At 45.4% G+C, this 19,325-nt stretch carries 21 protein-coding genes and 1 riboswitch; of the genes, 11 read left to right on the top strand and 10 right to left on the bottom strand.

Features of this window, described 5'->3' with window-relative positions; translation table 11 throughout:
* Positions 1-89: 89 nt before the first annotated feature.
* The 6 genes from ACFO0S_RS11310 to ACFO0S_RS11285 form a co-directional block, all read right to left on the bottom strand.
* Positions 90-941 carry a hypothetical protein gene (locus tag ACFO0S_RS11310; RefSeq protein ID WP_378142172.1) on the bottom strand — a complete coding sequence of 284 codons (852 nt, stop codon included), beginning with the start codon at positions 939-941 and terminating at the stop codon, positions 90-92.
* Entirely contained in the window at positions 931-1,455 is a 525-nt protein-coding gene (locus tag ACFO0S_RS11305) for an RNA polymerase sigma factor (RefSeq protein ID WP_378142171.1), read from the bottom strand. The genes ACFO0S_RS11310 and ACFO0S_RS11305 overlap by 11 nt, the downstream gene beginning before the upstream one ends.
* A gap of 165 nt (positions 1,456-1,620) precedes the next feature.
* Positions 1,621-1,998, bottom strand: coding sequence for a hypothetical protein (locus ACFO0S_RS11300; protein WP_378142170.1), 378 nt, complete (start codon positions 1,996-1,998; stop codon positions 1,621-1,623).
* A gap of 199 nt (positions 1,999-2,197) precedes the next feature.
* Positions 2,198-2,626: a type VII toxin-antitoxin system HepT family RNase toxin gene (gene hepT, locus ACFO0S_RS11295; protein ID WP_378142168.1), complete on the bottom strand. Its 429-nt coding sequence runs from the start codon at positions 2,624-2,626 to the stop codon at positions 2,198-2,200.
* Between the two features lie 33 nt (positions 2,627-2,659).
* Positions 2,660-3,145: an HIT family protein gene (locus ACFO0S_RS11290; RefSeq protein ID WP_378142167.1), complete on the bottom strand. Its 486-nt coding sequence runs from the start codon at positions 3,143-3,145 to the stop codon at positions 2,660-2,662.
* Between the two features lie 65 nt (positions 3,146-3,210).
* Positions 3,211-4,656: a DEAD/DEAH box helicase gene (locus ACFO0S_RS11285; RefSeq protein ID WP_378142166.1), complete on the bottom strand. Its 1,446-nt coding sequence runs from the start codon at positions 4,654-4,656 to the stop codon at positions 3,211-3,213.
* 450 nt (positions 4,657-5,106) lie between these two features.
* Between ACFO0S_RS11285 and argS the strand changes: the two genes are divergently transcribed.
* A complete protein-coding gene (gene argS, locus ACFO0S_RS11280; RefSeq protein WP_378142165.1) occupies positions 5,107-6,795 on the top strand; it encodes an arginine--tRNA ligase in 1,689 nt (562 codons plus the stop codon).
* A 131-nt stretch (positions 6,796-6,926) separates the two neighbouring features.
* Positions 6,927-7,343 (top strand): GNAT family N-acetyltransferase, encoded by a 417-nt coding sequence (locus tag ACFO0S_RS11275; protein ID WP_378142163.1) that lies wholly within the window; start codon positions 6,927-6,929, stop codon positions 7,341-7,343.
* Positions 7,344-7,563: 220 nt separating this feature from the next.
* Here the strand turns inward: ACFO0S_RS11275 and ACFO0S_RS11270 are convergent, their stop codons facing one another.
* The 3 genes from ACFO0S_RS11270 to ACFO0S_RS11260 form a co-directional block, all read right to left on the bottom strand.
* The gene (locus tag ACFO0S_RS11270) at positions 7,564-8,076 is read right to left on the bottom strand and encodes a GNAT family N-acetyltransferase (RefSeq protein ID WP_378142162.1); all 513 of its coding nucleotides are present in this window, start codon (positions 8,074-8,076) and stop codon (positions 7,564-7,566) included.
* Between the two features lie 379 nt (positions 8,077-8,455).
* Positions 8,456-8,656, bottom strand: a complete 201-nt coding sequence (locus ACFO0S_RS11265; RefSeq protein WP_204589995.1) for a cold-shock protein — start codon at positions 8,654-8,656, stop codon at positions 8,456-8,458.
* A gap of 225 nt (positions 8,657-8,881) precedes the next feature.
* The gene (locus ACFO0S_RS11260; RefSeq protein ID WP_342527259.1) at positions 8,882-10,207 is read right to left on the bottom strand and encodes an alkaline phosphatase; all 1,326 of its coding nucleotides are present in this window, start codon (positions 10,205-10,207) and stop codon (positions 8,882-8,884) included.
* Between the two features lie 357 nt (positions 10,208-10,564).
* Here ACFO0S_RS11260 and ACFO0S_RS11255 point away from each other — a divergent pair, with 357 nt between their 5' ends.
* From ACFO0S_RS11255 to ACFO0S_RS11215, 9 genes are all read left to right on the top strand, one after another.
* Entirely contained in the window at positions 10,565-10,738 is a 174-nt protein-coding gene (locus ACFO0S_RS11255; protein ID WP_342527258.1) for a hypothetical protein, read from the top strand.
* A 162-nt stretch (positions 10,739-10,900) separates the two neighbouring features.
* Positions 10,901-11,386 carry a peptide-methionine (S)-S-oxide reductase gene (locus ACFO0S_RS11250; RefSeq protein ID WP_342527257.1) on the top strand — a complete coding sequence of 162 codons (486 nt, stop codon included), beginning with the start codon at positions 10,901-10,903 and terminating at the stop codon, positions 11,384-11,386.
* Between the two features lie 261 nt (positions 11,387-11,647).
* A riboswitch (SAM riboswitch) is annotated at positions 11,648-11,750 on the top strand.
* A 94-nt stretch (positions 11,751-11,844) separates the two neighbouring features.
* On the top strand, positions 11,845-12,870 hold the full coding sequence (locus ACFO0S_RS11245) for a methionine ABC transporter ATP-binding protein (RefSeq protein ID WP_342527256.1): 1,026 nt from the start codon (positions 11,845-11,847) through the stop codon (positions 12,868-12,870).
* Positions 12,860-13,522, top strand: coding sequence for a methionine ABC transporter permease (locus tag ACFO0S_RS11240; RefSeq protein WP_342527255.1), 663 nt, complete (start codon positions 12,860-12,862; stop codon positions 13,520-13,522). Before ACFO0S_RS11245 ends, ACFO0S_RS11240 begins: the two co-directional genes overlap by 11 nt.
* 12 nt (positions 13,523-13,534) lie before the next feature.
* Positions 13,535-14,413 (top strand): MetQ/NlpA family ABC transporter substrate-binding protein, encoded by an 879-nt coding sequence (locus ACFO0S_RS11235; RefSeq protein WP_378142160.1) that lies wholly within the window; start codon positions 13,535-13,537, stop codon positions 14,411-14,413.
* Positions 14,414-14,558: 145 nt separating this feature from the next.
* Positions 14,559-14,765, top strand: coding sequence for a hypothetical protein (locus ACFO0S_RS11230; protein ID WP_378142158.1), 207 nt, complete (start codon positions 14,559-14,561; stop codon positions 14,763-14,765).
* Between the two features lie 139 nt (positions 14,766-14,904).
* Entirely contained in the window at positions 14,905-16,095 is a 1,191-nt protein-coding gene (locus ACFO0S_RS11225; protein ID WP_378142157.1) for an MFS transporter, read from the top strand.
* Between the two features lie 296 nt (positions 16,096-16,391).
* A complete protein-coding gene (locus ACFO0S_RS11220) occupies positions 16,392-16,952 on the top strand; it encodes a DUF4256 domain-containing protein (protein ID WP_378142155.1) in 561 nt (186 codons plus the stop codon).
* 90 nt (positions 16,953-17,042) lie between these two features.
* Positions 17,043-17,621, top strand: a complete 579-nt coding sequence (locus ACFO0S_RS11215; RefSeq protein WP_378142154.1) for a hypothetical protein — start codon at positions 17,043-17,045, stop codon at positions 17,619-17,621.
* Positions 17,622-17,671: 50 nt separating this feature from the next.
* On the opposite strand, the gene ACFO0S_RS11210 is transcribed toward ACFO0S_RS11215, so the two are convergent.
* Positions 17,672-19,318: a thiamine pyrophosphate-binding protein gene (locus tag ACFO0S_RS11210; RefSeq protein WP_378142153.1), complete on the bottom strand. Its 1,647-nt coding sequence runs from the start codon at positions 19,316-19,318 to the stop codon at positions 17,672-17,674.
* Between the last annotated feature and the right edge of the window lie 7 nt (positions 19,319-19,325).

Here is a 19,325-nt window from a genome sequence, read left to right as displayed (position 1 = left end):
TTCTATTCTTATCCCATGCAAAGCATAAACAAGCCAGCGAACTAGTCGAATTCCTAGTTTGGTGGCTTGTTTTATGTGAACTTTATAAGTTAAGGCGTGAAAAGATTGTTAATGATCGCTACAAGTTTCCATTCATTGTTCGCGGCTTGTTCGAAGACCAGGCTTAGACTTCTCCAGTCTAAATTACTGTACTGCTCGGTACCTGCATGATAATACTCGACGATTTTGGCGTCGGGAAAGACGGTTTGAAGGTAGTTGCCAGTCTCCACTTGTTCATTTTGTTGGTCTACGAAAACTTCATCCGGTGTGAAAAATCGTTCGACTTGTAAGTGATTCTCCCAATAGGCGCTTGGTGTCAGGCGAATTTCGGTATTTGCTTCGCCATAGCCCCATAAATACTCGGTGGTATCTTCCATTAGTGCCGCGATGTCGTCCTTTTCAAACCGTACAGTGTGGTCCATGACGGAATAGTAAGGGGACATCAGTAAGCTTTCCTCTGGATGCACGTGACTTGCGAGTACATCCATATCTCGGTTATGGATAGCTTGGAGAATTTCGTTTGCTTGTTGTTCGAGCTGGACTGGATTAAATAAGTTTTCGTTCGCACTATCGTCAGGCTGCGGCACTATTTCCGAATCAACTTCCGAGTCATCTTCCGGCTCCACTTCCTGGTCAATCGGGACGGGGTTCTCTTCATTGCCAGAATTGAAATTGGTGTTTAGAAGGTTCACCGATAGGATGCTGAAAATAAGAAGGGCGGCAGCTGTGAGAAGTCCGATTCTTACTTTGTTCATGAGCATTCGATTTCGCTTTGATTGCATCTCAGCATCTTTAAGAGAATTCATTAGTTGTTGATGAAGATGATCTTGCGTTGACTCACTCATGCGGAAAGAAGGGAAGTCATGCAATTGTTCCTCAGCCTGTTTTTGATTATCCTTCATACGATTCCCTCCAGTTCGGTTCATTTTGCAGTGCCTTGATAGCTCGGTGATAGTTGGTCCGGACAGCGGTTTCTTTCCACCCTAATATTTGTGCCGTTTCACTGACAGTCAATCCTTGAATGCCTCGCAAAATTAAAACGTCCCGGTACTTTTTCTTTTGCTGGTTGATGACACGATAGAGTTCCTGTTTCTCTTCATGTCCGATGAGTATTTGTTCTGGAGACTCACCCGTTTTCCGGTTCGATGTACTCTCTTCAAAAGGCTGATTCGACCGGCTCATTTTCGTTTCTTTCCTTCGTCCCTTATCAATCGCTAGATTACGTGCGATGCTAAAAAGCCACGTTTTCGGAGACGCCTGGCTCTGATAAGAGTCTAATCCTTTCGCAGCTTTGATGAACACTTCCTGAACCAGATCCTCTACATCGAGAGTACCGGAATAGTACACTAAAAAATTGAATACGTCTTGGCTGTAAAGATAAAACCATTCTGAGAGCGTCTCTCGCTCATTCGGCATATAAGTTCCTCCGATGCATGTCTTTGCTTATTAGACGAATTTAAACTGGTTGTGTGTCAAAAAGCGATGAAAAGTTTTAAATCATATAGAAAAATAGCGCAGCCTTTAAAAGGCCACGCTATCTTATTTATTTTGTACAATACATCTCCACAAAGTGCTTCGGATTCAGCTTCTCACCCGTGATGCGCTCAATCTTCTCATTCCAGTCGTAAAGAGCGGCGGGTTTGAAGAAATCGTTGATGTGCATGTCGCCAGCTTCCGGGGTAAAGAAATCAGGTGAAATCTTGGTCTCGATGTGGCGCTGCAGTTGAGATCTGCACCGCGTTTGGCCAGGTCCGCAATAACCTCTTCCGGAAGTTGATTGCTTTTCATTTCATTCACCAAGAGCTCCAGCTGACGCTTCTCCAATTCACTTCCTTCTCCTGCAGCTAAAAACTGTTGCCCTTTGTCATACTTTTCTTTTGAAGAAAGCAAGAGTTTGAATTTCGTTTCTTCTTCGGCGAATTTGTTCGCCCATTCTTCGTCTCCAGTCGTCTCGGCCATCCATACCGCATACGAAGTCGCCTTATATTGTTCCTACAAATGAGCATTAAAATCGTCTAAAAATGCTTGCTTGGTTTCCACTATGTCGCAACCTTTCTATCACCGTGATTATCGTTCTTTGTAAAATTTGCTAAAAAACGGTAAAATTCTTTTGTTTCTACAAAAATTCTTTCGTTTTGCTAAGGGGATAGGAAGAGCATCAGTAGCTAAATGATGAAGCGAATCGGTAGTTGATAAGGAGAGTGAATTTTAAAAAGGCATCAATATCATCAGTTAGGATCGACTCCAAAATATCGATTTCTTCGACTGTATCTTTCTTTAAGGCTGTGCTGAGAAACTCTCCTATACGGAGCAACGACGTAGCCAATTTTGCATCGATAATCCCATCTTCGTACAACAAACTGAATGCATCCATGCGCAACTTTGGAAAACCCAGTTTTCGTTCGCTAATCATATGCACAGATAAATCGATGGTGGCTTCATATGCACGTTGGATGTTCATAACAATACTATCTTGCTTCGTAAGGTCTATTAGGTTTTCGGGAGTATGATTATATTCTTGATGGATGCGCTTCACGCACCGTTCAATTGTAGAGATTTTATTTACAAGAACATCCTGCATATTCATATCCACTTCCTTTCTCTAGAAAAATTCTATCCCCTACGTATTCAACTCGTCAGTTAAGAGTGAGAGAGCCCCCATCACGTCTTCCAAATTCTTCGCATCATTCATTTCCTTTCGGGCGTGAAGAAGTACCGGACGCACCGACTCAATGGATCGCCCAAATACATACATCCAGTCATATCGGGGGACCATCCACGTATGGAAGTGGTGAGTGGTGTCTTCATTATAGAAATAGTACACATGTTCAATACCTAAGACATCTCTTTGTGCTTTTCGAATTTTGGAGAGAACATGTATGTAATCTAGTTTTTCCATTTCCGTTAATTCATCTAGGCAGGTGACATGTCGTTTGGAGGCTAAGATGATCAAGCCTTTGATTGGATAGGCCACATCTTGATGTGCATGAAAGTGCTCTGTCTCCACTACGATACCACCATCTGGTTCTATTAAACCGCTCGTTAAGGCACAGCTCAAGCACTCGACTTCTACTGTTTTTCCGTTGGACAACGTAATGGTTCTCAAAAAATCGCCTCCATTCCTTTTCCTTTATAAAAATCCCCCTCACTTACCGTGAAGGGGACAGACTCTTATTTCAGCGCTTTACTCACTTTTAATTTCTTCCCTTTAACCGTCGTGTTCTCCATCGCTTGCAGCACAAGGGAACCTTTGCCATTCAGGATGTCGACATAGGACATTTGATCTTGAACCGTAATGATGCCAATATCTTCTGCAGATACTCCTGGAATGTTAGCAATCGTACCGACCAGGTCAACAGCGCGAATCTTTTTCTTTTTCCCGCCACTGAAATGGAGCTTCATGATGTCTTGGTTGATGCGGGCTGTTTTGTTGTTACGAACCACACGGCGGCTTGCGAGCTTCTCGTCAAAGTCACGACGGGCACGTGCCACGTCACCTGGGTCAGGAGCTTCCGTTTTCGGTAACTCGAAGCCGATATAGCGTTCAATCGAGCGCACGAATTTCGTTTCATACGGCGTCGCAAACATGATTGCTTTTCCTGCAGCTCCAGCACGACCTGTACGACCCGTACGGTGAACATAGCTTTCTTTTTCCATCGGCACGTCATAGTTGATGACCAAGTTGACGTTGTCGATATCAATTCCGCGCGCAGCAACATCTGTTGCGACAAGGTAACGGAAGTTTCCAAGTTTAAAGCCTTCCATGACAGAAAAGCGGTCTTCTTGGACGATGCCTCCGTGAAGCTTCTCAACCGGATACCCAGCTTCTTCGAGTTCACTATAGACGCTATCTACATTTTCTTTCGTGCGGCAGAAAATCAAGCAGCTATTCGGATTCTCGATAACCGTAATATCTTTAAGAAGCGCAATCTTGTCTTCTTCTTTCACTTCAATCAAGGCGTGCTCAATCGTACTTGCCGTCACACCAGTCGACTCAATTTCAATATACGTTGGGTCTTTCATGTACGCGTGGCATAAGCTCTCAATATCTTTCGGAAGCGTAGCGGAGAACACCATCGTGACGCGGTTGTCCGGTACTTCACGAATGATGTCTTCGACTTGCTCGATAAAGCCTCGGTTCAGCATTTCATCTGCCTCGTCGATAATTAAGTGCGTGATTTTCTCTAAGTCGAGCGTGCCACGTTCGATGTGATCCAAAACGCGACCTGGTGTTCCAACGACCACATGTGTCTTCTGTTTTAATTCTTCACGTTGTTTCGAAAACGGCTCTTTCCCGTATAATGCCACAGCTTTCACACGCTTGAAGCGGCCGATGTTTGTGATGTCTTCACGAACCTGTACAGCTAGCTCGCGTGTCGGCGTCAAAATCAACACTTGCGGCTTTTTCTCTTCCCACTCCAGCTGGTCCGCAATGGGAATACCGAATGCTGCTGTCTTTCCGCTTCCGGTCTGAGATTTCACGACCAGGTCTAGGCTTTCATAAGCAAGTGGTAGAACTTTTTGTTGAACTTCGGTCGGTGTGTCGTATTTCAAAATGGTTAAGGCGCGGCGGATGTCATCGCTGATTGGAAAGTCTGTAAATTTGTTTGTTGTCATAGAATCCCTCATTTTTAAGTTTTTCGTCATAGGTTAGAATCGTTTCCACATTCAGTTCCGTACATATGTCAATATGATTCATTATACGTGAAAATAGAGCATTTTATTGGATTTTCTTTCAGACCACTTCCGGAATCTCAAAAAAGAGCTTGTATTTTCCAATCAATTGGCTATACTAAACAGAAATACAAAACAACGTCGACGACAAAGAGAGTAATCTAGTGCGGGGAGCAAGCGAATCCGGAAGTGGTGGAAGCCGGGTCGAACACACGAGATGAAACGCACTTTGTAGATGCGTTCCTGAAGACGAGTAGGGAACGCCGGGGAAGCTCCTCGTTACCAACCAGAGGGGTCGAACAGACAAGTAGAGTGGTACCGCGGGTGAATTCAAACTCCCGTCTCTTTTCATAACGAAAAGAGGCGGGGGTTTTTTCTATGGAGGGAAAGCAGATGGAAATCAAAGAGATTGTGGCGATAGCCATACAGGAGCAAGTGAAAGAACACTGGAGTATGGAGGACGTGCTTGCGCGCATCAGTCCGCCAAAATACGCAGAAATGGGTGACTTGGCATTGCCATGCTTTGAACTAGCGAAAGTGTATCGCCAGTCACCGCAGACGATTGCGGAGAACATTGTGAGTAAGCTAGTGGATGTACCTCTCATCGACCGTGCGGAAGCAGTGAGTGGCTACGTCAATGTATTTTTCAATAAGGAACTCGTTGCAGCACACATTTTGAAAGAGGTCCTGACGAAGCAAGCTCATTATGGTGATTTGGCCATCGGGAACCAAGAAGCCGTCACCATCGACTTCTCATCCCCAAACATTGCCAAGCCGTTTTCGATGGGACATCTACGGTCAACGGTTATCGGCAATTCGCTCGCTTACATTATGGAAAAGTGCGGTTACACCGCTGTCCGGATTAATCACTTAGGAGACTGGGGCACGCAGTTCGGCAAACTCATGGTGGCCTACCGGTTGTGGGGCAAGGAACAAGATGTGAAACAGCGTCCGATTCAGGAGTTGTTGAAACTTTATGTGCGGTTCCATGAAGAGGCCGAGCAGGACGAGTCGCTCAATGATGAAGCACGCCTTTGGTTTAAGAAACTTGAAGAAGGAAACGCGGAAGCGCGCAGCTTGTGGACATGGTTCCGAGAAGAGTCTCTGCAGGAGTTTTCAAAGATTTATGAATTGATGTCGATTCGCTTTGATTCCACAAACGGGGAAGCCTTTTACAACGACAAGATGGACCGTGTCGTTCAGCTATTGGAAGAAAAGAATCTGCTAGAGGCGTCGGAGGGTGCACAGGTCGTGCAGGTGGGAGACGATGTGCCGCCTTGCCTGATCAAGAAGAAGGACGGAACCACCCTGTATGCGACGCGGGATCTTGCGGCCGCCCTTTACCGTCAGAAGACGTACGCTTTTGTTAAGTCACTGTATGTGGTTGGGAATGAGCAGACGCTTCACTTTAAGCAAGTTTTCCGGGTGATTGAAAAGATGGGCTACACATGGCACGAAGGGATGACCCATGTACCGTTTGGTATGATGCTTCAAAACGGCAAGAAGATGTCGACACGAAAAGGAAAAGTCGTGCTGCTTGAAGACGTCTTGAACGACGCCATCGCGCTAGCTGAGAAAAATATTGCCGAGAAGAACCCGACCCTTCGCGATTCGGAAGTAGTGGCACGCCAAGTGGGCGTAGGGGCTGTCTTGTTCCATGATTTAAAAAACTTCCGTATGAATGATATTGAATTTTCGCTTGAAGACATGCTGAAAGTCGAAGGGGAGACGGGACCTTACGTGCAATACTCGCATGCACGAGCTTCGACGTTATTGAAAAAAGGAGCGTACGCAGAAGGGCAATCCAGTCAGTCATTTGTGGACGCGGAAGCGTGGGCGACCATCAAGCTCTTAGGGGAGTTTCCGGAAGCAATCAGACGGGCGTACGAAAGCTATGATCCGTCCCAAATTGCGAAGTATCTACTAGAGTTGTCACGCGCGTTTAATAAATATTACGGGTCTGTCCGCATTCTGGATGACGCCACTCACAAACATGCGCGCCTGGATGTGGTCAAGGCGGTACAGATTGTGTTAAGTGAAGGGCTGCGTCTTTTAGGGATGACCGCGCCAAAAGAAATGTAAGGGGATAAGAACACATGATAATTCGTCAGATTCATCTAGAAGACTATCCAGCAGGAAAAAAAGTGCTCTACACATATTCGACCGACCGGTACTATGATGTGAAAGTGAAGAAAGAAGCTAGCTGATGGACGATGTCGTTAACAGAAGCTGTCCGAGAAGAGCCTTTTGTGAAGCATCTAGTAGAAGAGATTTTTGAATCCTACAAAGAAGGTTCAGAAGTATACGTTGCAGAAATAGACGGGAAAGAAGCGGCGATTCTTACTATTCAGTACATGGAATGGAATAAGACGCTGTTGATTCATGATTTGTATGTAGATGCTGCGTACAGTAAGCAGGGACTGGGTTCTCGACTGATTGAACGGGCTAAAGAAAGAGCGCACGAACTGGGGGCACGCGCACTCACGCTCGAGACCCAGACGTCCAATTACCCGGCCATTCAATTTTACTTGAAGAACGGATTTGAGCTTATTGGGTTCAACACAATGTCTTATACCAATACAGATGTGCAGAATAAAGAAGTGCGTATCGAGATGGGCTTCTTGATATAAAGTTTTATAAGCTTCCACAGAACAGCGATGATTGGTGAGGCCATGAACAGATAGGTTCATGGCTTTTTTGTGCGCGCCGTTTGTGGGTTGTACCAGACCCGTTTGGCTGTGTTGCCCGCCCTGTTCAGGCACTTCTTCGGCCCTCCGTAATGGATGATTGCGGCCGATGTAGGTAGCTAAACTCATAGTATGTTTTCCTATTAGTTGTTCAAGTATTTCGTCATCCTTCTTCCGGATTCTTCGGCCCTTCTAAATCAAGTTGATAAAAAGCGAGGTCGAGCCAGCGTTCGAACTTATATCCGGCGTTTCGGATTGTACCTGAATGGGTGAAGCCTAGATTTTTGTGGAGCAGGATGCTCTGTTCATTGGTCGCATCGATGCCGGCCACAAGAGTTTTGTATTCGTCCGCTCTCGCTAGACGAATCAGCTCTTGAAGAAGCGCACGACCAATGCCTCGCTTCCGGAAGTCGGAGCTGACATACACCGAGTGTTCAATCGAATATTTATATGCTGGCCACGCCCGGAAAGGACCAAATGTGGCAAAGCCCGCGACATTTCCTTCGACTTCATAGACAATGACAGGATACCCGTCGGTTTGTTTTTGAACAAACCAGACTTTGCGGTCCTCGAGTGTTTGCGCGTGGTAGGAATAGACGGCAGTGGTGTTGACAATGGCATCGTTGTAAATAGTTAAGATAGCTTCTAAGTCAGACGGGGTGGCTTGTCGGATCATTGGGTTCTTCCTTTCATGGTGGGTGTTCCAGGATCAAATTTGAATAGTCCTAGTGTAGCAGAAATCGCTGAAAAAGAAGATGTTTTTTGTGGAATGGGGAAGAGGGAGGTGGATTCGCGGAATGATGGTGATGGTTTAAAGAGTAATCGTCGAGATTCTGGTATTTCTGTTCGTGATTCGTACATTAAATTGGCTGATTCGTACATTAAATTGGCTGATTCGTACATTAATTTCAGTGATTCGTACATTAATTTAAGTCATTAGAACATTCCTCGTATTATGGAAACCATTTGTCTAAAACTAAACATCCACCCAGCCCCCACCCCACCCTGACACAACAAAAAAAGCACCCCAGAGGGATGCTTTTCGAATCATAAAATTAAAGTTTTACGATGTTTGTAGCTTGTGGTCCGCGTTGACCTTCTTCGATGTTGAATTCAACTTTTTGACCTTCGTCTAAAGATTTGAATCCTTCACCTTGGATTGCTGAGAAGTGAGCGAATACGTCTGCTCCGCCTTCAACTTCGATGAATCCGAAACCTTTTTCTGCGTTAAACCATTTTACTGTACCTTGTGTCATATAAATGACCTCCATTATAAATTATTAATAAGATCATTTTTCTGCAATAAAAAAATTCACGTATTACAAAAAGTACGGAAATAATACACAGATACTTTTTGTAATAGGTGAATTAAATGTGTTGTACTTCATGAACTTATTAAACCTAGTATACAACACAAAATCTGGTTTGTCTACTAAAACAAAAACAACCCCACAAAAGTGAGGCTGCTCTAGGTACGAAACTTAATTGCCGAACTTTATTTTCATTGCTTTCGCCATATGTTTTGGAATATCTGTGTTGTCCAAAAGACCTGTGAACAAGTCAGATTGAGGGCCATATGCGTAGATTGGAAGATCCGTCCCGGTGTGTGCACCTGTTGTCCAGCCGATCAACGCGCGGTCGCTGACAACTGTGTTGATAGCACGTGCAGGATTTTCGGCAGAAGCAATGGCTTCAATTTCTTCAGCGGTTAAATCAAACCCTGTGTGCGCTTCTACGACTTCCTCCACATTGTTACGCGTTTCATTTAACTGAGCAGCCATAAAGTCACCAGTAGCTGTAACGTCATGAAGTACTTCCGTTTTTACATCGTACACACTGTTCGAACCAACGGACATGCCGCCTGTTTCATGATCCCCTGCAACGACGACAAGTGTATTGCCATCTTTTTTCGCAAATTCAAGAGCAGCAGCAACAGCTTCATCGAATGCTTGGGAGTCTGTCATCGCCCAAGCTGCATCATGTGCATGACCCGCCCAGTCAATTTGTGAGCCTTCTATCATTAAGAAGAAACCGTCTTTGTCTTTTTTCAATGCTTGGATTGCGACATCCGTCATCTCGGCCAGACTTGGCTGATGCGTTTCACCGCGCTCCAGTTCAGGAGCCATTGCGTCGTCTGCAAATAAACCGAGTAGTTTTCCACTCTTCGCTTTTAGTAACTCTTCACGAGAGGTCACATACTCATAGCCATCATTCTGAGCAGCTTCCACTAAGTTTCCGGCAGGTTGTTTACCACCTTCTTCTAGTGAAACGAAGTAGTCACGGCCTCCTCCGAGGAGCACGTCCACATCGTTCTCAAAATATTGCGGGGCAATCGACGATTCATCGCCGCGTGATGCGACACTTGCGCCGAACACAGCTGGCGTCGCGTGTGTGATTGTAGAAGTGGCAACTAGTCCTGTAGATTTCTTCGCAGCTTCTGCCGCATCTAAGATAGAGTCGACTTCTTTGCCATCGGGTGTAACACCGACCATCCCGTTATTCGTTTTTACACCTGTTGCCATCGCCGTCCCAGCAGCAGCTGAGTCCGTCACTTCTGTATCTGCTGAATAGGTTTTGATTAGACCTTTTACATACGGATCAAAAGAAGAGTCTTCGCCTTTGAACCAACGGTAGTTCGTTGCATAGGCGGCACTGTAGCCGTCAGGAATCATATAAATTACATTTTTGACTTTCCCATTATGAGCGTTATCATTCCGTGCTTCTGCGTGATCCATTGTCACATTGACACTGATCCCGGATACGACAAGTCCTCCCACCAAAGCGGCTGTTACAAGCTGTTTTTTCATACACATTTCCTCCTTTTGTTTGGTACACGGCAACGATATCAACTGAATGTAAAGGAAATGTGACGTCAATGTAAAAGCTTACGTAACACAGGGAAAATCGGTTTTTAGTCATAGGAAACCTGAAAACCATTTAATTTTTTGTAGCTATTTGGACCGTTCCGTTTGCAGTCATTTTGACGGATGTTCCGTTATCGAGTTCGACTTCGAGGGGAAAGACTCTAGATGGTTTGTCAGAAAAATACCAATTTGAAAGTGGAAGATACTGCTGCAACTTACGTTCATTTAAGCACAAAATATGAGATAATAAAGTATACTTAAATTAAGCAAATTCATTTTATTGAATTGGAGGGAAAATGTTTGACTAGACTATCTTTAGACTCAAAAGAATATCGTTTAGTAGAAAAGAGCCTTTCGTTAGAAGAGTTTAAAATCAATAAACAAATTGCTTTGAGAGCTATAGAAGCAGTTAATACGAATCAAAGGTTAACTTCCAATTTGATTAAGGCTGTAATTAGAGATGGAAAAGTATAATTTTGGTTCTGATGAATCTTATTTGCTACTTTATTGAGATAAGCAACATCAGACTCAACAGAACTTAAAAGGATTTTTTTAAATACACTTCATCTACAGACCTGAATTGATTTCGATCGATTTCGGTCTTTATTTAATTTTAAGTACAAGGGGAGATTTTGCATGCAGACGATTTATTTAGCAGGGGGATGCCTATGGGGCGTGCAGGCATTTGTGAAGACGTTGCCAGGGATTGTCTCGACTGAAGCGGGAAGAGCAAATGGAACTTCTCAAACGTTAGACGGGGAATATGACGGATATGCGGAATGTGTAAAAACGACTTTTCATCCAGATGTGGTATCTGTCGACGAGTTGATGGGCTATCTTTTTGAAATCATCGATCCATACAGTATCAACAAACAAGGAGAAGACGTCGGGGAGAAGTATCGAACTGGGGTGTATAGTATAGACCCAAAACATGTAGAGCAGGCCAAGGCGTTCATCAAGAAACGTGAAGATGAGGACCGAATTGCTGTAGAAGTTCTGCCGCTTACCAATTATGTACGAAGTGCAGAAGAACACCAAGACCGTCTTGCTCGCTGTCCGGATGATTACTGCCATATCCCACAGCAATTGCTTACAAAATACAAATCAAACGTGCTTACATGAGACGAGCCTCGTTTCTGTATTTAGAAAGGAAGCTTTTTTTATTGGATAGCTTGTTCATTTCTAGGAAATCAAAATAATGCTTTTTAAAGAATTTTTAATAAAACTAATAAAAAACTATCCGCGTCGTACCAACAAAGCAACCGCTTACATAGTCAGACTACTAAAAAAATTAGTAAAATTACTATTGACGAGAAAACTTTGATGCTTTAGACTGTGAAACAGTTAGCAAGACGAACTAAATTCAAAACTACATATCACCAATTCTTATCACGAGAGACAGAGGGACAGGCCCTGTGAAGTCTCGGCAAAGCGCAAAAGCGTCAGTGCCAAATCCTGCAAGTGTCCATCACTTGAGAGATAAGAATGAGAGGCGTTTTTTCATGGCTTTCATTTCTTATGTTCTTAAGAGATGAAGGTCTTTTTTTATGCACTCTAGTCAGAAAGTAGGGAAGTCCACCATGATTACATTCCAAAACGTATCCAAGACATTCAAAGTCGGAAAGCGTGATGTGCACGCAGTTCAGAATGTCACACTCGATGTCCAAAAAGGCGACATCTTCGGCATCATCGGGTTTAGCGGAGCCGGAAAGAGTACGCTTCTTCGCTTAGTGAACCTTCTTGAAAAGCCAACAAGTGGTGTTATCAAAATCAATGACACCGACATCACATCGCTTAAAGCCAAACAACTTCGCTTGCAACGCCGACGTATCGGGATGATCTTCCAGAACTTTAATTTGTTCACTTCCCGCACTGTCGCAGGAAACGTAGCCTACCCGCTGAAGCTTGAGGGAACGCCGAAAGCGGAAATCACGCGGCGCACCAAAGAGTTGCTGGAATTCGTTGGCCTCTCAGATAAAGTAGATAACTACCCCGAGCAACTTTCGGGAGGACAGAAGCAGCGTGTTGGGATCGCTAGGGCTCTTGCGACGAACCCAGAGATTCTGATTTGTGACGAAGCCACTTCAGCACTTGATCCGGAAACGACGGAAGATATCTTGAAGCTTTTAAAGCGCGTCAATCAAGAGTTTGGCATCACCGTTCTCCTCATCACACACGAGATGAACGTCATCTCCACCATTTGTAACCGCGTTGCCATTATGGAGAATGGGCACGTCATCGAGCACGGCGAAGTATTCGATGTCTTCACAAACCCGTCACACCCGACAACAAAGCGTTTCATTCAATCGGTGAATAAAGACTTGCCCTCTCAAAGTCTATTGAAAGAATGGCACGCTGCTGGTGACCAGCATATCTACCAAGTCACCTTTACGGGAAGTGCCACGAGTCAGCCGCTGTTATCGAAGATCACCCAACAGCACAATGTGCATTTCAATGTTGTGTACGGAGCGGTTCGCGAGATTCAAAATCAGCTACTGGGCAATTTGGTAGTGTCCTTTAAAGGGGAGGTAGAAGACATTAAGAATGCCATTCAAGAACTTCAACAAGTCGTCGACATCAAGGAGGTGATTATCCATGAAAGTTGAGTGGAGTACATTTTACCAACGCATCATAGAAGCGACCGGCGAGACGATTATGATGGTCATCCTGACCCTCATCCTAGGCTCGATTTTAGGCGTTTTAGTCGGACTCGCACTATTCGTTTCCCGCCAGGGCAATATTTTAGAGAACCGCTTTTTATATGGCCTTCTCAACTTGCTGATAAACGTCATCCGACCGATTCCGTTCATCGTGTTCTTGGTTTTCTTAATGCCTGTAACGCGAATCGTGATGGGAACAACGATTGGGGTTGGAGCTGCCGTGTTCCCAATGGCCATCATGGCAACGTTCAGTGTGGCACGGATTGTTGAACAAAACTTGATGAGCATTGACCCTGGTGTAATTGAAGCAGCCAAAGCTATGGGAGCCAGCCCGTTCCAAATCGTCTTTACCGTTTTGATTCCGGAAGCGCTCGGACCTCTGATTCTAGGTCTGACGTTTGTGACAGTCAGCTTAATCGATTTCTCAGCAGTTGCTGGGTATGTCGGTGGTGGCGGTCTCGGTCATATTGCGATTACATACGGTTATCAGCGCTTCGATACGAGCGTCATGGTCGTGACAGTAATTATCTTGATTATTCTTGTGCAACTCGCCCAATGGCTTGGCAATACATTATCAAAAAAAATTATGAGACGATAGGAGACTACATTCATGAAACGACTTAAACTCGCAGCTCTTGCTGCAACTGCTGCTCTAACACTTGCAGCATGTAACTCAGCCGATGGTAACTCAGCAGCCGATGGTTCAGAAGAAACGATTAAAATTGGGGTAAATGGTGCAGACAGCCCGCAATGGCCAGTTATTGTGGAACTTGCGAAAGAAGAAGGTATTAATTTGGAAGTGGTGGAATTCACGGATTACATCATGCCAAATAAAGCACTTGCAGCTGGAGATATTGATTTGAACGCTTTCCAGACAATTTCATTCTTCTCGAACTTTGTTGCAGAGTCTGGTGAAGACCTAGCTCCTGTCGGTACAACAGTATTTGCGCCGCTTGGTGTGTATTCCGATAAAATCGAGTCACTAGATGAACTGCAAAAAGGTGATCAAGTGGCGATTCCAAATGATGCATCCACACTTCCACGCGCACTAAACCTTTTACAAGAAGCAGGTGTGATTGAACTGGCTGACGATTTTGGCATCACTGGGGACTTAGACAAAATCACGTCGAACCCATTAGAGCTTGAATTTGTCGCAATGGAACCACAACAGACGGCACGTGTTCTTCCGGACGTGGCCATTGCCCTCATCAACAATGGGGTGGCCGTGCAAGCAGGTCTGACGCCTGCTGAAGATGCCGTCGTTTACGAAGATACAGAATCTGAGTCGATTGAACCGTATATCAACATCATCGCATCTCGTGCAGATGAAGCGGACAATGAGAACTACTTGAAGATTGTTGAACTGTATCAGCACCCAGAGGTAGAAGAAGCAATTAATAAAGAATTCAAAGGTAGCATGTTCATCATCCGCAAGTCAGCAGAAGAGACTGCGGAGATGTTTGAGAAAATGAAGACGTTCTATAAATAAGGGCACCCACCCACTGCAGCTTTAAGACCCCCTATGCTGCAGTGGGGTTTTTTATGGACGTTGTAAAGAAAGAAGTTCGATTACTTGTAAGAGCTGAGCGACAGGCGTATTCTTCCTATAGTAGAAACTCACAAGGAGGTAGTTTATGAAAGCTTTATTGCTACATGACCTCCAAGCTATACGCACATCACACCGTTTACGCGCGTCATCCCGTATCGTGAAGTGGCGTTTGCTGCCAACCATCTGTTCGACGACGTCCTGTAAGTCATACGAATGGAAATTAGGAGTTGGCTCAAGAATCGAAGAGTGGGCCAGTACCCAACAAAGTCATTTGATAAAAATGAACGAATGATTTCCCCGTCCTGTTTTTTACATCCCTCGTGCCACCCCTGAAAATACGCATCTAGTTGTTTCTTCAATTTTTCCAAAATTCCCACACATCCTCTAAATATTTTATTTCTAGTAGTTTACACTAGTTCAGGGGGTGCCTCATGACATTATTTGCAAACCGAAATTTCCTTCTTCTTTACTTCATTACCATTCTCTCGACATTTGGAACCGTCGTCTACACGTTTGTATTGCCTCTTATTATCTATGAATTGTCTCAATCAGCGCTTGCGATGAGTACGATGCGTATTATGGACTTTCTTCCGAATGTTCTACTCGGAGTGCTTGCCGGTGTGTTTGTCGACCGCATCAACCGTAATGTGATGATTCGCTATGGGGGACTGATTAAATTCATCTTGTCCTGTCTCATGACCTTTATTATTTTCTCTGGAGACGTAGAGCTCTGGCATTTATACATACTCGGATTTTTCATATCCACGGTGGGATATACCGTTGGCAACGCGAGTCATGCCATCATCCCGCAACTCTTTCACCGTGAGCAGATGACAGATATTCAAGCAAAATTTTCATTTGTGAATACACTCATCACCATTATTGGACCTTCTATAGCCGGGGCATTGCTTCTTCTTGTGGCGTATGAACAACTCCTGTTTGTCTATACATTGTCGTTGTTTTGTGTCTGGGTGATGAGCACCTTTTTAGATGCCACAGCCACACCGGAACGACCGAAACCGCAATCCATTGCTCAAGATATCAAGGAGGGGCTTCGCGAACTATTCGGCAATGCTCAACTTCTCATCCCGACAATCGCCATCTTGTTCATCAACTTGGCGACCAGTCTGATTATTGGGGTGTTGGTCTTTTACGTCATTGATGTATTGGGAGAGTCTCAAGAGCAGCTTGGACTCATGTATTCGATCGGAGCTGTCGGGGGACTGCTAGGTGCACAACTCATCAAGCCGCTCCGAAAAAAATGGAACCGCGGGACGATCTTCATTGCGCTTCATTTGATCGATGCATGTGCGCTTGTCTTGTTCTTCTTCGCAGACTCGTGGTGGCAGCTCGGTCTATTGCTTGCTGTCCGGACCTGTACGACCGTCATGACCAATATTATCTATCTTGCCATCCGTCAGGAATCCACACCGAACCATTTGCTCGGTCGCGTTGCGGGAACGTCTTCGATGTTCATGAAACTTGCGCTGCCGATTGGATTATTTATCGGAGGCATCTGGGCGGAAGTTTTACCAATTCCCTACCTGTTTCTCATTTCAGCCGGAATCGTCATCGCTATTTTTGTATTTATGCTACGAAGCAACTTTCATGAAGTCGTATAAAAATGGTCGGCATGGTCCTTCTTGGATATGTCGACCTTTTTGTGCACAAATCCAGTCCTACCAACGACGACAAGAATCTTATCAGGCGTTTTTGATAGATGGTACAGAGATTATTCCATAGGACATCGCCACGGAGGACATTCAAATTTTTCTCCAGAACGAAACGACGAAGTCCTTACCATACACATTTTCTGAAATCATTATGCAGTAACAAAGCAGCTCTCCGCGGAGGGCTGCTTTTGTTATATAATGAAAAGTAGATGGAATGTTCGAAAAATAGGTAAGGAGGGACATACATGAGCACAAAACAAGTAACGGAAGAAGAGAAGCAAGAGTTACTAGAAACATTAGAGAATCGCTTTAAGAAGAACATGCAGCGCCATGAAGGAATAACGTGGGAAGCAGTTGCCGTCAGGCTTCAAGAAAATCCGGAAGCTGTCTGGAGTCTTCATGAAATGGAACGGACGGGAGGCGAGCCGGATGTTGTCGGATATGATTCACGGACCGACAGCTATCACTTCTATGATTGTGTCAAAGAAAGTCCGAAAGGCCGCCGCAGTTGCTGCTACGATCAAGAGGCTCGCGAAGGGCGCAAAAAGTTTCCGCCGGAGACCTCGGCAGTCGAAATGGCACAGGAGACGGGTGTGCAACTCCTGAATGAAGAACAGTATCGCTACCTACAAACGCTCGGAGAATTCGATTTGAAAACGTCTAGCTGGATCGTTGCACCGGATGACATCCGTGCTCTTGGCGGGGCACTATTTGGGGATCGCCGATATAATACCGTATTTACCTATCACAACGGAGCGGATTCCTATTATGCTTCCCGCGGATGGCGCGGGATATTAGTCGTGTAATTCAAGAACCGGTTTGAACTAGGTCGGTCAAAACAGGACTCAACATCCCCTGACAGACCAGTTCTCATTTTATTAAAAGAAGGTGACCTTGTGAAAAAATCACAACAACTCGAGCAGTATTTAGCTGCATACGGAAGCTCGCTCAGCAGCGCAGAAGTTTTTCATATTGTCCACGAGATCTTTGGCTTTGACCTCGACCGTGTGCCGCTTCTTATAGAAGGGCATGAATCGCAAAGAAGTGCGTGTGATGAGTACCTTGAGCAGTTAGATGGAAGCTATACGAGGCAGAATATCTGCCGAATTGTGAATCAATTGTATGGTGTGAATCTAGAAGCACTGTGTGCACTGGAAGGCGCGCAGCTTTCCTTGTTTGCGAAAGGCAAGTGGGTCCTTACATCCGCGGATGATTTCTTTGTCGTGTTTTCTGGAGACGGCGACCGCGTGGCGAGAGTCTTTACCACGCCGTACTACACAGAGCAAAACGGAAGCTCGTCAGCACCTGAAGGGCTGCGAAATGCGCTAGTAAACATGGGGTACATAAGTGACGCAACTGGAAGCCAGTTTGTCTATCAGACGGCTGACGATAGACCCGTACCGGATGCCTTTAAGGGACAAACCATTGGCGCGCTTCGCCAAGCGATTGCAGCTATCCCGACCCCCGTTCATTAAAAAAGTCATCAAGAGCGAGGAGAAATCCTGCTTTTGATGACTTTTCTTTGTTATTTACCGAACGACGACAAGAATTTCACGCGGTCACCCATTGGTGGTGTGCTGTTGTCTTGTAAGAACACTTCTAGCACCGTCGGACCTTGGTGAGCAAGTAACTCGTTGACGTTTTCTTCTGTCAGGTCGTCCATGCTGTCGACACGCACTGTTTTGAGTCCCATTGCAGCCGCCATCGCACTGATGTTGACAGGCTCCTGCTCAAACGACGCATGAGTCCGCTTGAACTGAAGGTTGTGCCCGTGATACACCATACCAAGACGAGCATTGTTCATCACGACGAACAAGATCGGCAAATTGTGTTCTTTTGCCGTCAAAAGTTCCATACCGTGCATGAAGAAGCAGCCATCTCCTGTGAAACAGACGACCGGACGTTCCGGATTAGCAAGCTTCGAACCGATCGCTGAACCGATTCCACTTCCCATCGCCCCGAAATGGACGTTGATTTCATAGCTCTCTGAATCGACAACGCTCATGTGGTGAATGACATACGACATGAATTCTCCAATATCCACTGTGTAGCGAGTGGACGTCGGCAACATCTGCTGCAAGGAAAGAAGCACGTTCTTTGTCGTGTACTCTCGTGATTCAAGCGTTGTCGCAGCAACTTCTTGGGCCGCAGCATAACTTTGTGCATACCCCGTACCTTTAAGAGCACGGACTTCTTCCACAAGCTGAGGGATACTAAGTGAAATATCACCAAGAAGCGCAATGTCGACTTCGTATTTCCGGTTGAAAACAGACGCGTCAAAATCAAGCTGGATCGTGTACCGATTCTTCGTGATGTTGGCATTGTAGTTATTTGTTGCCGTCTCTCCAAGACTTGACCCGATGATCAAGGCAACCTCATGCTCATCAGACGCAACAAGTTCAGAGGCTGCTTCGTGTCCGGCAAATCCGTAAACCCCGACGAGTTGCGGATGTGCTTCCGGAATATAGCCTTTTGCTTGAGGTGTCGTCACTATTGGCCAGTCCAGAAGTTCTGCGAGTTCTACAATAGAATCGACTGCGGAACGTATCCCTTGACCCGCCAAGATATACCCCGTCTTCCGCTCAATCAATTCTTCTGCCACGCGGCGGACATCCATCGCGTTTGGTTCAACGAGTGCACGTTTCGCAGGTGCTGGAAGGGTAGCGTCAGGCACTTGTTGGTGCTGGACATCAATCGGAATGGCGATGTGTACCGGTCCTGGTACTCCGGAGAGGGCGATTTGCGTTGCTTTTACAATTTCATCGCGCACGTTGTTGACGTCTTTGACCGTCATGCTGTATTTCGTGACCGGACGGAAAATCGGTTCAGCATCTAGTTCTTGAGAGGCATTCAGACCAATCGTGTTGACCGGGACTGCACCAGTGATAAAAAGGACAGGTAAATGTTCGCGCATCGCGTTGGCTGCACCGGTCACCAGGTTCGTACCCCCAGGTCCGCTGCAAGCAATACAGACACTTAAATGATTCGAATACTTGGCGTAGGCCGCTGCCATGTACCCTGCGGCCCCTTCATGTTTCGTGACAATCGGTGTGATGTCCTCCATTTGCGTCAACTCGTCAAAAAACGCATTGACCGAGCCTGCTGGAATACCGAAAATGTGCTGAATACCATTATTTTTCAAGTGATCAAGTACAAGACGTGCTGCTTTCATTGTGATT

The organism is Chryseomicrobium palamuruense, from assembly GCF_042649045.1.
GTDB lineage: Bacteria > Bacillota > Bacilli > Bacillales_A > Planococcaceae > Chryseomicrobium > Chryseomicrobium palamuruense.
The sequence above is the reverse complement of the archived record's forward strand: the minus strand, read 5'-3'. Positions and strand labels throughout refer to the sequence as shown.

Bases quoted from the DNA above. Each gene is read 5' to 3' on its own strand.
- ACFO0S_RS11225 (WP_378142157.1), top strand. From the start codon at position 14,905: ATGACATTATTTGCAAACCGAAATTTCCTTCTTCTTTACTTCATTACC.
- ACFO0S_RS11245 (WP_342527256.1), top strand. From the start codon at position 11,845: ATGATTACATTCCAAAACGTATCCAAGACATTCAAAGTCGGAAAGCGT.
- hepT (WP_378142168.1), bottom strand. From the start codon at position 2,626: ATGAATATGCAGGATGTTCTTGTAAATAAAATCTCTACAATTGAACGG.
- ACFO0S_RS11265 (WP_204589995.1), bottom strand. From the start codon at position 8,656: ATGACACAAGGTACAGTAAAATGGTTTAACGCAGAAAAAGGTTTCGGA.
- ACFO0S_RS11275 (WP_378142163.1), top strand. From the start codon at position 6,927: ATGTCGTTAACAGAAGCTGTCCGAGAAGAGCCTTTTGTGAAGCATCTA.
- ACFO0S_RS11210 (WP_378142153.1), bottom strand. From the start codon at position 19,318: ATGAAAGCAGCACGTCTTGTACTTGATCACTTGAAAAATAATGGTATT.
- ACFO0S_RS11285 (WP_378142166.1), bottom strand. From the start codon at position 4,656: ATGACAACAAACAAATTTACAGACTTTCCAATCAGCGATGACATCCGC.
- ACFO0S_RS11220 (WP_378142155.1), top strand. From the start codon at position 16,392: ATGAGCACAAAACAAGTAACGGAAGAAGAGAAGCAAGAGTTACTAGAA.
- ACFO0S_RS11260 (WP_342527259.1), bottom strand. From the start codon at position 10,207: ATGAAAAAACAGCTTGTAACAGCCGCTTTGGTGGGAGGACTTGTCGTA.
- ACFO0S_RS11310 (WP_378142172.1), bottom strand. From the start codon at position 941: ATGAAGGATAATCAAAAACAGGCTGAGGAACAATTGCATGACTTCCCT.
- ACFO0S_RS11300 (WP_378142170.1), bottom strand. From the start codon at position 1,998: ATGGCCGAGACGACTGGAGACGAAGAATGGGCGAACAAATTCGCCGAA.
- ACFO0S_RS11250 (WP_342527257.1), top strand. From the start codon at position 10,901: ATGCAGACGATTTATTTAGCAGGGGGATGCCTATGGGGCGTGCAGGCA.
- ACFO0S_RS11240 (WP_342527255.1), top strand. From the start codon at position 12,860: ATGAAAGTTGAGTGGAGTACATTTTACCAACGCATCATAGAAGCGACC.
- ACFO0S_RS11270 (WP_378142162.1), bottom strand. From the start codon at position 8,076: ATGATCCGACAAGCCACCCCGTCTGACTTAGAAGCTATCTTAACTATT.
- ACFO0S_RS11235 (WP_378142160.1), top strand. From the start codon at position 13,535: ATGAAACGACTTAAACTCGCAGCTCTTGCTGCAACTGCTGCTCTAACA.
- ACFO0S_RS11305 (WP_378142171.1), bottom strand. From the start codon at position 1,455: ATGCCGAATGAGCGAGAGACGCTCTCAGAATGGTTTTATCTTTACAGC.
- ACFO0S_RS11230 (WP_378142158.1), top strand. From the start codon at position 14,559: ATGAAAGCTTTATTGCTACATGACCTCCAAGCTATACGCACATCACAC.
- argS (WP_378142165.1), top strand. From the start codon at position 5,107: ATGGAAATCAAAGAGATTGTGGCGATAGCCATACAGGAGCAAGTGAAA.